Source organism: Dechloromonas sp. H13 (assembly GCF_009469615.1).
Classification (GTDB): Bacteria; Pseudomonadota; Gammaproteobacteria; order Burkholderiales; family Rhodocyclaceae; genus Azonexus.
Window position 1 is genome coordinate 95,284 of record NZ_SSXX01000004.1, and the last position, 13,304, is coordinate 108,587.

General features: G+C 63.8%; 6 protein-coding genes. All 6 read left to right on the forward strand.

What is annotated here, in order from left to right; all coding sequences use genetic code 11:
* Nucleotides 1–45 precede the first annotated feature (45 nt).
* The 6 genes from GH660_RS10770 to GH660_RS10795 all read left to right on the forward strand — a co-directional run bounded on the left by GH660_RS10770 (nt 46) and on the right by GH660_RS10795 (nt 13,246).
* On the forward strand, nt 46–4,683 hold the full coding sequence (locus GH660_RS10770; RefSeq protein ID WP_153146671.1) for a glutamate synthase-related protein: 4,638 nt from the start codon (nt 46–48) through the stop codon (nt 4,681–4,683).
* Nucleotides 4,683–6,149, forward strand: coding sequence for a glutamate synthase subunit beta (locus tag GH660_RS10775; protein WP_153146672.1), 1,467 nt, complete (start codon nt 4,683–4,685; stop codon nt 6,147–6,149). Before GH660_RS10770 ends, GH660_RS10775 begins: the two co-directional genes overlap by 1 nt.
* Nucleotides 6,150–6,314: 165 nt before the next feature.
* Nucleotides 6,315–8,405, forward strand: coding sequence for an ornithine--oxo-acid transaminase (rocD, locus tag GH660_RS18155; protein ID WP_153146673.1), 2,091 nt, complete (start codon nt 6,315–6,317; stop codon nt 8,403–8,405).
* 84 nt (nt 8,406–8,489) lie between these two features.
* The gene (locus GH660_RS10785; RefSeq protein ID WP_153146674.1) at nt 8,490–10,412 is read left to right on the forward strand and encodes a PrkA family serine protein kinase; all 1,923 of its coding nucleotides are present in this window, start codon (nt 8,490–8,492) and stop codon (nt 10,410–10,412) included.
* 48 nt (nt 10,413–10,460) lie between these two features.
* The gene (locus GH660_RS10790; protein WP_153146675.1) at nt 10,461–11,729 is read left to right on the forward strand and encodes a YeaH/YhbH family protein; all 1,269 of its coding nucleotides are present in this window, start codon (nt 10,461–10,463) and stop codon (nt 11,727–11,729) included.
* Nucleotides 11,726–13,246 (forward strand): SpoVR family protein, encoded by a 1,521-nt coding sequence (locus GH660_RS10795; protein ID WP_153146676.1) that lies wholly within the window; start codon nt 11,726–11,728, stop codon nt 13,244–13,246. Before GH660_RS10790 ends, GH660_RS10795 begins: the two co-directional genes overlap by 4 nt.
* Nucleotides 13,247–13,304: the final 58 nt, after the last annotated feature.

Sequence of the window (13,304 nt, forward strand, 5' to 3'; positions counted from 1 at the left end):
TGGCCCATGATTTCAGCGGCCGAGTTTTTTGAAGGAACGAGTGTGATGGAATCGGCACTACCTGAGCGGCAGGGTTTGTACGACCCCGCGAACGAGCACGATGCTTGCGGCGTGGGCTTCGTTGCCCATTTCAAGGGCCAGAAAAGTCATGGCATCGTCGAGCAGGGCTTGTTGATCCTGAAAAATCTGGATCACCGTGGTGCCGTGGGCGCCGATCCCCTGCAGGGCGATGGTGCCGGTATCCTGATCCAGATTCCTGACCAGTTCTATCGCGAAGAAATGGCGAAGCAGGGCGTCGATCTGCCGCCGGCCGGCGAATACGGTGTCGGCATGGTCTTCCTGCCGCAGGAAGCCGCTTCCCGCCACGCCTGCGTCGAGGAGATCGAGCGCTCCGTGAAAGCCGAAGGTCAGGTGGTCCTCGGCTGGCGGGAGGTGCCGGTCAACCATGACATGCCGATGTCGCCAACGGTGCGCGCCAAGGAGCCGGTCATCCGCCAGATCTTTGTCGGGCGCGGCCCGGATGTCTTCGTCACCGACGCGCTCGAGCGCAAGCTCTACATCATCCGCCGCCGTGCCGCCAACGCCATCAAGTCGCTCAAGCTCAAGCACGGCCAGGAATTCTACGTGCCGTCGTTCTCGGCACGCACCGTCAACTACAAGGGGCTGCTGCTGGCCGACCAGGTCGGCGTCTATTATCTCGACCTGCAGGACAAGCGCACCGTGTCGGCGCTCGCCCTTGTCCACCAGCGTTTCTCGACCAACACCTTCCCGACCTGGGACCTCGCCCACCCATTCCGCTACATCGCCCATAACGGAGAAATCAACACCGTGCGCGGCAACGTCAACTGGTTCAAGGCGCGCGAGCAGGCGATCTCCTCGCCCATTCTCGGCGACGATCTGCAGAAGGTCTGGCCGTTGCACTACCCCGGCCAATCCGATTCCGCCTCGTTCGACAACGCGCTGGAGCTTCTGGTCATGGGCGGCGGTTACTCACTTGCCCAGGCCGTCATGCTGATGATCCCGGAAGCCTGGGAAAAGCACACCCTGATGGACGAGAACCGGCGCGCCTTCTACGAATACCACGCCGCGATGATGGAGCCGTGGGACGGCCCCGCCGCCGTGGCGTTCACCGACGGCCGCCAGATCGGCGCCACCCTCGACCGCAACGGCCTGCGACCGGCCCGCTACCTCGTCACCGACGACGACCTCGTGGTCATGGCTTCCGAATCCGGTGTACTGCCGATCCCGGAAAAGAAGATCGTCAAGAAGTGGCGCCTGCAGCCGGGAAAGATGTTCCTGATCGACATGGAGCAGGGCCGCATCATTGATGACAAGGAACTGAAGGACTCGCTGGCCAAGGCCAAGCCCTATCGCGAGTGGATCGAGAAGATTCGCATCAAGCTGGATGCCGTTCCGGCACCGGAAGAAAAGACCGATGTCGCGCCGGCTTCGCTGCTCGATCGCCAGCAGGCCTTCGGCTACACGCAGGAAGACATCAAGGTCATCCTCGAGCCGATGGTCCAGAACGGCGAGGAAGCGACCGGCTCGATGGGCACCGACTCGGCCTTGCCGGTTCTCTCGAGCAAGTCCAAGACCCTGTACGCCTACTTCAAGCAGTTGTTCGCCCAGGTGACCAACCCGCCGATCGACCCGATCCGCGAAGAACTGGTCATGTCGCTGGTTTCCTTCGTTGGTCCGAAGCCGAACCTGCTGAACACGATCGACATCAACCCGCCGATCCGACTGGAAGTCTCCCAGCCGGTGCTGACCAGCACCGACATGGAGAAACTGCGTCATATCCAGAAATACACCTCCGGCAAGTTCCGTTCCTTCGAACTGGATATCTGCTATCCGGTTGCCTGGGGTCAGGCCGGCGTCGAGGCGCGCCTGGCCTCGCTGGCGGCGGACGCCGAGGATGCAGTGCGCTCGGGGGCCAACATCCTGATCGTTTCCGACCGCAAGGTGGACAAGGAACACGTCGCGATTCCGGCGTTGCTGGCCACGTCGGCGATCCACCAGCACCTCGTCAAGAAGGGCTTGCGCACGAGCACCGGTCTGGTGGTCGAAACCGGTTCCGCCCGCGAGGTTCATCATTTCGCCCTGCTCGGTGGCTATGGCGCCGAGGCGGTGCACCCCTACCTTGCGCTGGAGACCGTGGAGGCGCTGGCCAAGGGCGATGCCGAAAAGGCCGAGAAATTCGTCAAGAATTTCGTCAAGGCCATCGGCAAGGGACTGAACAAGGTCATGTCGAAGATGGGCATCTCGACCTACATGTCCTACACCGGCGCCCAGATTTTTGAGGCGATCGGCCTGCAGAAGGAATTCGTCGAGAAGTATTTCACCGGCACCCCGTCCAACGTCGAGGGCATCGGCGTCTTCGAGGTCGCCGAGGAGGCGATTCGCCTGCACGAGGAGGCCTTCTCGGCCGACCCGGTGCTTGCCAACATGCTCGATGCCGGCGGCGAATACGCCTTCCGCATCCGTGGCGAAGAGCACATGTGGACGCCGGATTCGATCGCCAAGCTGCAACATGCGACGCGTTCCGGCAAGGCTGAAACCTACAAGGAATACGCCAAGCTGATCAACGACCAGACCAGGCGTCACCTGACACTGCGCGGCCTGTTCGAGTTCAAGCCGACCGGCGCTGCCATCCCCCTCGACGAAGTCGAGCCGGCCAAGGAAATCGTCAAGCGCTTCGCGACCGGCGCGATGTCGCTCGGTTCCATTTCCACCGAAGCCCACACCACGCTGGCCATCGCGATGAACCGCATCGGTGGCAAGTCGAACACCGGCGAGGGTGGTGAGGATGCCCGGCGCTTTGCCCCCGTCAAGGGCGGCGCCATGCTCTCCGACATCATCGGCAAGAGCCGCATCGAGCGCGACATCGAACTCAAGGATGGCGACTCGCTGCGTTCCGCCATCAAGCAGGTCGCTTCCGGCCGTTTCGGCGTCACGACCGAATACCTGGTCAATGCCGACCAGATCCAGATCAAGATGGCACAAGGCGCCAAGCCGGGTGAAGGCGGCCAGCTGCCGGGCCACAAGGTGTCCGAATACATCGGCTTCCTGCGCCACTCGGTGCCGGGCGTCGGCCTGATTTCGCCACCGCCGCACCACGACATCTATTCGATCGAGGATCTGGCACAGCTCATCCATGACCTCAAGAACGCCAACAGCAAGGCCTCCATCTCGGTCAAGCTGGTGTCCGAGGTCGGTGTCGGTACCGTGGCGGCCGGTGTTGCCAAGGCCAAGGCCGATCACGTCGTGATCGCCGGATTCGACGGCGGTACCGGCGCTTCGCCGCAATCCTCGATCAAGCACGCCGGTACACCGTGGGAGCTCGGTCTGGCCGAAACCCAGCAGACCCTGGTCCTGAACCGCCTGCGTTCGCGCATCCGGGTGCAGGTCGATGGCCAGATCAAGACCGGCCGCGACGTCGTGGTCGGCGCCCTGCTTGGGGCCGACGAATTCGGCTTCGCCACGGCGCCGCTGGTCGTCGAAGGCTGCATCATGATGCGCAAGTGTCACCTGAACACTTGTCCGGTCGGTGTCGCCACGCAGGATCCGGAGTTGCGCAAGCGCTTCACCGGGCAGCCGGAGCATGTCGTCAACTACTTCTTCTTCGTTGCCGAAGAAGTGCGCGAACTCATGGCCCAGCTCGGCATCCGCAAGTTCGACGATCTGGTCGGCCGTGTCGACCTGCTCGACATGCGCGCCGGTGTCGAACACTGGAAGGCCAGGGGTCTGGACTTCTCCAAAGTGTTCTATCAACCGCCGGTGCCGGCCGAGGTGCCGCGTCGCCAGACCGAGATCCAGGACCACGGCCTGGAAAAGGCGCTCGATCACAAGCTGATCGAACAGGCCAGGCCGGCCTTGGAAAAAGGCCAGAAGGTCCAGATCGAGACCAGGATCATCAACGTCAACCGCACCTGCGGCACCATGCTGTCGGGCGAGGTCGCCAAGCGCTACGGCAATGCCGGCCTGCCGGACGACACCATTCACGTCAAGCTGACCGGCACGGCCGGCCAGGCCTTCGGCGCCTTCCTGGCCAAGGGCGTGACGCTCGAACTGATTGGCGAAGGCAACGACTACGTCGGCAAGGGCCTGTCGGGTGGTCGCATCATCATCAAGCCGAGTCCGGATTTCCGTGGCAACACGCAGGAAAACATCATCGTCGGCAACACCGTCATGTACGGCGCCACGGATGGCGATGCCTTCTTCGCCGGCGTTGGCGGTGAGCGCTTCTGCGTGCGTAACTCCGGCGGTACGGCGGTGGTCGAGGGGGTCGGCGATCACGGCTGCGAATACATGACCGGTGGAACGGTCGTGGTGCTGGGCATGACCGGCCGCAACTTCGCGGCCGGCATGTCGGGCGGCATCGCCTACGTGCTGGACGAGGATGGCAGCTTCAAGCAGCGCTGCAACTTGGCTCAGGTGGCGCTGGAGAAGGTGCTGCCGGCCAACCGCCACGCCGCCGGCGAACCGCTGCATCGCGGTCTGGCCGACGAAAGTCAGCTGAAGGATCTGGTGACCCACCATGCCGAATATACCGGCAGTGCCATCGCCAGGAAGATTCTCGCCAATTGGGATGCCTATCGCGAGAAGTTCGTCAAAGTCTATCCGCACGAGTACAAGCGCGCCCTCACCGAGATGGCCGCCGCTGCGCAGAAGGAGGCCGCATAATGGGCAAGCCGACTGGATTCATGGAATTCGAGCGTCTTTCCGAAGCTTACGAGCCGGTTGAGCAACGCCTGAAGCATTACAAGGAGTTCGTCCAGACGCTGTCGGATGACGACGCCAAGGTTCAGGGCGCGCGCTGCATGGACTGCGGCATCCCGTTCTGCAACAACGGCTGCCCGGTGAACAACATCATTCCGGACTGGAACGACCTGGTTTACCGCGGCAACTGGAAGCAGGCACTGGAGGTGCTGCACTCCACCAACAACTTCCCGGATTTCACCGGCCGCATCTGTCCGGCCCCGTGTGAAGCGGCCTGTACGCTGGGCATCAATGCGGCGCCGGTCGGCATCAAGTCGATCGAGCATTTCATCATCGACAAGGGTTGGGAATCCGGCTGGGTTGTGCCGCAGCCGCCGCAGAACAAGACCGGCAAGAAGGTCGCCATCGTCGGTTCCGGCCCGGCCGGCCTGGCGGCGGCGCAGCAGCTGGCGCGCGTCGGCCATGCCGTGACCGTGTTCGAAAAGAGCGATCGCCTCGGCGGTCTGCTCGCCTATGGCATTCCGGATTTCAAGATGGAAAAGGTCGTGGTCGACCGCCGCATCGCCCAGATGGAAGCGGAAGGGGTGACCTTCAAGACCAAGGTCGTCGTCGGCAGCAAGGAAGTTCCCGCCGGTATCAACAACGACGCGACGACTTTCATCCCGGCCGAACAACTGGCCAAGGAATTCGATGCGGTCATTCTCGCGGCGGGCTCCGAGGTGCCGCGCGACCTGCCGGTGCCAGGCCGCGAACTGAAGGGCATCTACGCGGCGCTGGAATTCCTGATTCCGCAGAACAAGGAAGTGCAGTTCGGCAAGGCCAACCCGATCAACGCCAGGGGCAAGCACGTCATCGTCATCGGCGGCGGCGATACCGGCTCCGACTGTGTCGGCACCTCGAATCGCCACGGCGCGGCCTCGGTGACGCAGTTCGAACTGATGCCGATGCCGCCGGCAGAGGAGAACAAGGCGTTGACCTGGCCGTACTGGCCGTACAAGCTGCGCACCTCCTCCTCGCACGATGAAGGTTGCGAGCGCGATTTTGCGGTTGCCACCAAGGCGCTGGTCGATGACGGCAAGGGCAACGTGAGGGCGCTGAAAGCCGTGCGCGTCGAATGGAAGGACGGCAGGATGAGCGAAGTTGCCGGCTCGGAGTTCGAGCTGCCGGCCGATCTCGTCTTCCTGGCCATGGGTTTCACCAATCCGGTCGGCAGCCTGCTCGAAGCCTTCGGCGTCGATAAGGACGGTCGCGGCAATGCCAGGGCGACGACGGACGGCGAAGGTTGCTATGCGACCAACGTCGCCAAGGTGTTCGCCGCCGGCGACGTGCGCCGCGGCCAGTCGCTGGTAGTCTGGGCGATTCGCGAAGGCCGGCAGTGCGCGCGCGAAGTCGACAACTTCCTGATGGGCAGCACGACGCTGCCGCGCTGAAACGCCACAAGGGCGCCCGCAAGAACCCCGCCGAACAGCGATGTCGGCGGGGTTTTTCTTTGGCGCCGGATTCACCGGCAGCGGGGTGGTTGCGCGAACCAGATGACATCGCGGCAGTCAAACGGGCGAAGCGTGAAAGTCAGCTCAGCGGAAAGGAGTCGCGGCATGCGCAGGTTCGTCCCGATGAACCCGACGGTGCGTTGCATCGGGGTAGCCAGTCGTTTCGGCGCTCCGTTCTCCGGCTGCGAGCGCGCTCCCGAAGTTCTGCGCCAGGCGGGACTGGCAGCCGTCCTTCGTCATAACGGCCTGGCTGCCGAGTGGCTGGAAATGGCCATTCCGGAGCCGTCGACCGCAGCAATCGGCATTCTGCTGCGCGAACTCGCCGATACGACGGCGGCGGTCATCCTGGCCGGCGAACGCCCGCTGGTCATCGGTGGCGATCACTCGACGGCGGCCGGCACCTGGCGCGGCATCGGCCGTGCCCTCGGTCAGGCGCCGGGCCTGATCTGGATCGACGCTCACCTCGATGCCCATACCCCGGCCAGCACGCCCTCGGGCAACGCGCACGGCATGCCGCTGGCGGCGCTGCTCGGCGAGGGCGATCCGGCCATGGTCGATATCCCCGGACCGCCGCTCGACCCGGCGCGCACCGTCGTCATCGGCATGCGCAGTTGCGAACCGGCGGAGGCGACGCGCCTGGCGGCGTCGGGGGTGCGGATTTTCGCCATGGACGAGATCGCCGGGCGCGGGCTGGCCGAGGTGTTCGCCGAGGCCCTGCGCATCGTCGGCAACGGGCCCTGGGGAATCAGCCTCGATCTCGACGCGATCGATCCCGAGTTTGCGCCCGGCGTGTCGACCGCGGTCGCCGGGGGGCTGCTGCCGGCATCGCTCAGGCACGAGATGCGCGGCGTCCTGCGTCAGCGCAACTGCGTCGGGCTGGAAATTGCCGAATACGACCCGGCATCCGACCCGGACCGGCGCACGGCGGCGCTGGTCAGCGACCTGCTGGATGCCGCCTCGGCGCCCGACAGCGGCACGCTACGGCGCTGGGAAGCCGGATTCAGCGCCCGCAACTACGAGCCGCTGCCGGTCGTGCTGCACGAAGCGCAGGGTTGCTGGGCGACCGATGTCGACGGGCACCGTTACCTCGACCTGATGTCGGCCTACTCGGCGACCAGTTTCGGCCATGCGCATCCGCGCCTGGTGGGCGCGCTGGCGGCCCAGGCGTCGCGCCTGGCGGTCACCTCGCGGGCCTATGCCAACGACCGCCTGCCCCAACTGCTGCGGCGCCTCGCCTTGCTGACCGGGTACGATCGCGTGTTACCGGTCAACACCGGTCTCGAGGCGGTCGAGACCGCCCTCAAGGCGGCCCGTAAATGGGCCTACGAGGTCAAGGGCGTACCCCGCGAGCGCGCCGAGATCATCGCCTGCGCCGGCAACTTCCACGGCCGCTCGATCACCATCGTCGGCCTGTCCTCGGATCGGCAGTACCGCGACGGCTTCGGGCCGTTCCCGCCCGGTCTCAAGCGGATTCCCTACGGCGATGCGGCGGCGCTGGCCGCGGCCATCACGCCGAACACCGCGGCCTTCCTGGTCGAACCGATCCAGGGCGAGGGCGGCATCATTCTTCCGCCGGCCGGTTACCTGGCCGCCTGTGCGGCGATCTGCCGGCAGAACGACGTCCTGCTCATCGCCGACGAGGTGCAGACCGGCCTGGGGCGGACCGGCCGGCTGCTCGCCTGCCAGCACGAAGGCGTGCGTCCGGACGGCCTCATCCTCGGCAAGGCACTGGGCGGAGGCCTGTTGCCGGTTTCTGCCTTCCTTGCCGACGAAGCGGTCATGCAGGTGTTTTCGCCCGGCGATCATGGCTCGACTTTCGGCGGCAACCCGCTGGCCTGCCACGTGGCGTTGACCGCCCTTGACGTGCTGGAGGAAGAAGGGCTCACCGAAAATTCCGCTGTCTTGGGCGAACTTTTGCTCGCCCGGCTACACCAACTGAAGGAGAAGTCGCCGATGATCGTGGATGTGCGCGGCCGCGGCCTGTTCGCCGGCATCGAACTCGATCCGCGGCAAGCCGACGCCCGTGCCCTGGCCGAAGCCCTGCTCGATTACGGGGTGCTGACCAAGGATACGCACGGTACCGTGCTACGTCTGGCGCCACCGCTGATCATCGGACGCGCAGAACTGGAATGGGGCCTCGGCCGGATTGCCGAGGCGTTGAACGAATTCCAACGCCGCCCGCGTCTGGCGGCATAAACCAAACGGCCGGGAGAGCCGTTATACGAGCAAGGGAGATTCAGGCAGTCCGGCAGTCGTGCATATCTGAAAGAGGAGGCAGCCATGTCAATACTCACCCGCTACCAGAGCCGATACGAGGCCCAGCAGGAAGAGGAAATGTCGATCCAGGAATATCTGGATATCTGCAGGGGCGACCCCAAGGCCTACGCTACCGTCGCCGAGCGCATGCTGCTGGCGATCGGCGAGCCGGAACTGGTCGACACCCGGACCGACTCGCGCCTCTCGCGCATCTTCGCCAACAAGATGCTCAAGCTCTATCCCGCCTTTCGCGAGTTCTACGGCATGGAAGAGGTGATCGAGCACATCGTCTCCTATTTCCGCCATGCGGCGCAGGGCCTGGAGGAAAAGAAGCAGATCCTCTACCTGCTCGGTCCGGTCGGCGGCGGCAAGTCCTCGCTGGCCGAACGGCTGAAGTATCTGATCGAGAAGGTGCCGTTCTATGCGATCAAGGGGTCGCCGGTCCACGAATCGCCGCTCAGCCTGTTCAACGTCCTCGAGGACGGGCCGATCCTCGAGGAGGATTACGGCATTCCACGCCGCTACCTGGGGACCATCATGAGTCCGTGGGCGGTCAAGCGGCTGCACGAATTCGGCGGCGACATCAGCCGCTTCCGGGTGGTCAAGCTGCGGCCGTCGGTGCTGTCGCAGATCGCCGTGTCGAAAACCGAGCCAGGGGACGAGAACAACCAGGACATCTCCTCGCTGGTCGGCAAGATCGACATCCGCAAGCTCGAAAGCTATTCGCAGAACGACCCCGATGCCTACTCCTACTCCGGCGGCCTGTGCCTGGCCAACCGGGGGCTGCTCGAGTTCGTCGAGATGTTCAAGGCACCGATCAAGGTGCTGCATCCCCTGCTGACCGCGACCCAGGAGCAGAACTACAAGGGTACCGAGGGCTTCGGGGCGATTCCCTTCGACGGCATGGTGCTGGCGCACTCCAACGAGGCGGAGTGGCTCACCTTCAAGAACAACCGCAACAACGAGGCGTTTCTCGACCGCATCTACATCGTCAAGGTGCCATATTGCCTGCGGGTCACCGACGAGATGCGCATCTACGAGAAACTGCTGGTCAATTCCTCGTTGTCCAAAGCGCCGTGCGCGCCGGATACCCTGCAGATGATGGCGCAGTTCTCGGTGCTCTCGCGCCTCAAGGAGCCGGAAAATTCGAGCATCTACAGCAAGATGCGGGTGTATGACGGCGAGAACCTCAAGGATACCGACCCCAAGGCCAAAAGCTTCCAGGAGTACCGCGATTTTGCCGGGGTCGACGAGGGGATGACCGGGCTGTCCACCCGCTTCGCCTTCAAGATCCTGTCCAAGGTGTTCAATTTCGACCACCGCGAAGTGGCGGCCAACCCGGTGCACCTGATGTACGTGCTCGAACAGCAGATCGAGCAGGAACAGTTTCCGCCGGAAGTCGAGGAGCGTTACCTGCGCTACCTGAAGGAATTCCTCAGCCCGCGCTACGCCGAATTCATCGGCAAGGAAATCCAGACCGCCTACCTCGAAAGCTATTCCGAGTACGGCCAGAACATCTTCGACCGCTACGTCACCTACGCCGACTTCTGGATCCAGGACCAGGAGTTCCGCGACCCGAATACCGGTGAAATGCTCGATCGCGCCGCCCTCAACGACGAACTGGACAAGATCGAGAAGCCGGCCGGGATCAGCAATCCGAAGGACTTCCGCAACGAGGTGGTCAACTTCGTGCTGCGTGCCCGCGCCAAGCACGACGGCAAGAATCCGGCCTGGATCTCGTACGAGAAGCTGCGGGCGGTCATCGAGAAGAAGATGTTCTCCAACACCGAGGAACTGCTGCCGGTCATCTCCTTCAATACCAAGGCCAGTGCCGACGAACAGAAAAAGCATCAGGACTTCGTCAACCGCATGATCACCAAGGGCTACACCGAGAAGCAGGTGCGTCTGCTCTGCGAGTGGTACCTGCGAGTACGCAAGTCTTCGTGAGAGGCCGCGGACGGGGCGTGCCGGCCCGTCCGCCACGGGAGGTTCAGCATGACGGTACGCATCGTCGACCGCCGACAGGACAGCAGGAACAAGAGCTCGGTCAACCGGAGCCGCTTCATCCGCCGCTTCAAGGGGCAGATTCGCAAGGCGGTGGCCGACGCCATCGCCAAGCGCGGCATCCGCGACCTGGAGAGCGGCGAGAAGATCGGCATTCCCGGCAAGGACATTTCCGAGCCGCATTTCCACCACGGCCGCGGTGGCGTGCGGGAATCGGTGCACCCGGGCAATGACCGTTTCCAGACCGGTGACGAAATGGATCGGCCACCGCCCGGCGGTTCGGGCCAGGGCGGCAAGGCCAGTCCGGATGGCGAAGGGCTGGACGATTTCGTCTTTACCCTGACCCGCGACGAGTTTCTCGACATCTTCTTCGACGAACTGGCGCTGCCCAACCTCGTCAAGCGGCAACTGGCGCGCATCGACGAATACCGGCGGGTCCGCGCCGGCTACACGCAGAGCGGGGTGCCGACCAACATCAACCTGGTGCGCACCATGCGCGGCGCGGCGGGGCGGCGGGTCGCGGTGGCCGGGCCGTATGCGACGCGGCTGCGCGGCCTGCAGGCCGAACTCGAAGAAGCGCTGGACGAGGTGCCGCCGGACGCGGCCGAGGTCGAGCGCCTGCAGCGTGAAATCGCCTGCCTCAAGGCGCGTCGCGAAGCGGTCCCGTTCATCGACCCCTTCGACCTGCGCTACAGCAATCGCATCCGCATTCCCGAACCGTCGACGCAGGCCGTGATGTTCTGCCTGATGGACGTTTCCGGATCGATGGACGAGGCGAAGAAGCAGATGGCCAAGCGCTTCTTCATGCTTCTCTACCTGTTCCTGAATCGCAATTACGAGCACATCGAAGTGGTCTTCATCCGCCACCACACGACGGCCGAGGAGGTCGACGAGGACAACTTCTTCCACTCGCGCGAAACCGGCGGCACCATCGTTTCCAGCGCCCTGAAGCTGATGCGGCAGATCATCGGCGAGCGCTACGCCAGCAGCACATGGAACATCTACGGGGCGCAGGCCTCCGACGGCGACAACTGGAACGACGACTCGCCGCGCTGCCGCGAACTGCTGGCCGATTCCATCCTGCCGCTGGTGCAGTATTTCGCCTACATCGAGATCACCGACGGCGAACCGCAGAATCTCTGGCAGGAATACGAGCGGCTGGCTGTCACCCACGCCGGCCTGTTCGCCCTGCAGCGCATCGCGGCAGCCAGCGACATCTACCCGGTGTTCCGCGAACTTTTCAGGAAGCGGCTGGCATGACCAAAAAACGCTCGCGTCTGATCGCCGAGGGTTCGGACTGGACCATCGAGGCGATCGCCCAGTACGACAGTGAAATCGGCCGCATCGCCAGGAACTACGGCCTCGATACCTATCGCCACCAGCTCGAGATCATCACTGCCGAGCAGATGATGGACGCCTACGCCGCCATCGGCATGCCGGTCTATTACCACCACTGGTCCTTCGGCAAGCACTTCCTGGAAACCGAAAACCGCTACAAGCGGGGCCACATGGGGCTGGCCTACGAGATCGTCATCAATTCCGATCCCTGCATCGCCTATCTCATGGAGGAGAACACGCTGACCATGCAGGCGCTGGTCATCGCCCACGCCGCCTACGGCCACAACTCCTTCTTCAAGGGCAACCACCTGTTCAAGCAGTGGACCAGCGCCGACGCGATCATCGATTACCTGGTCTTCGCCCGGAACTACATCGCCGAATGCGAGGAGCGCCACGGTCTCGAGACGGTCGAGCAACTGCTCGACGCCTGCCATGCACTGTCCAATCTCGGCGTCGACCGCTACAAGCGTTCGCCACCGCTGTCGCTGGAAAAGGAGAAGATGCGCCAGCGCGAGCGCGAGGCCTACCTGCAGGCCCAGGTCAACGATCTGTGGCGCACCCTGCCACGTCACGAGACAGCGGTCGCCGATGTGGAAGAACGACGCTTTCCCGAGGAGCCCGAGGAGAACCTGCTCTATTTCATCGAAAAGAATGCGCCGCTACTCGAACCCTGGCAACGCGAGATCGTGCGCATCGTCCGCAAGATCGGCCAGTATTTCTATCCGCAGCGCCAGACCCAAGTGATGAACGAGGGCTGGGCCTGCTTCTGGCACTACACGCTGCTCAACACGCTGTACGACGAAGGGCGGGTCAACGAAGGCTTCATGTTCGAATTCCTGCAATCGCATACCAACGTGGTGTACCAGCCGCCCTACAGCAGCAAGTGGTATTCCGGGATCAACCCCTATGCCCTGGGTTTCGCCATGTGGCGCGACATCCGGCGTATCTGCGAAACACCGACCGACGAGGACCGCCAGTGGTTTCCCGATATCGCCGGTTCCAACTGGCGGGAAACCTTCGACTTCGCGATGCGCAACTTCAAGGACGAGAGTTTCATCGCGCAATTTCTGTCGCCGCGCCTGATGCGCGAGTTCCGCCTGTTCGCCGTACTCGACGACGACAGCAGGGCCAAGCTGCAGGTCGATGCCATCCACAACGAGCAGGGCTACCGCACATTGCGCATGATCCTGGCCGAGCAGTACAACCTGGGCAGCAGCGACCCCAATCTCCAGGTCTGGAACGTCGATCTGCGCGGCGACCGCTCGCTGACGCTGCGCCATTTCGTCCATCGCCGACGGCCCCTGGCGGAGCAATCCAACGCGGCACTGCGCCATCTCGCCTACCTGTGGGGCTTCACGGTGCGCCTCGAGCAGCAGGCGGCCGACGGCGAAGTCGCCCTGCTCGCCGAGTGCAAGACCGAAAAACGCCGGCCGGACTGATTCCGAATTCCCGGTGCCGACTTCGACAGCGTGCGGCGATCGTGGGAAAATGCGGGTT

Excerpts from the sequence above, each read along its gene's own strand:
- GH660_RS10770 (WP_153146671.1), top strand. The coding sequence starts at position 46 with ATGGAATCGGCACTACCTGAGCGGCAGGGTTTGTACGACCCCGCGAAC.
- GH660_RS10775 (WP_153146672.1), top strand. The coding sequence starts at position 4,683 with ATGGGCAAGCCGACTGGATTCATGGAATTCGAGCGTCTTTCCGAAGCT.
- rocD (WP_153146673.1), top strand. The coding sequence starts at position 6,315 with ATGCGCAGGTTCGTCCCGATGAACCCGACGGTGCGTTGCATCGGGGTA.
- GH660_RS10785 (WP_153146674.1), top strand. The coding sequence starts at position 8,490 with ATGTCAATACTCACCCGCTACCAGAGCCGATACGAGGCCCAGCAGGAA.
- GH660_RS10790 (WP_153146675.1), top strand. The coding sequence starts at position 10,461 with ATGACGGTACGCATCGTCGACCGCCGACAGGACAGCAGGAACAAGAGC.
- GH660_RS10795 (WP_153146676.1), top strand. The coding sequence starts at position 11,726 with ATGACCAAAAAACGCTCGCGTCTGATCGCCGAGGGTTCGGACTGGACC.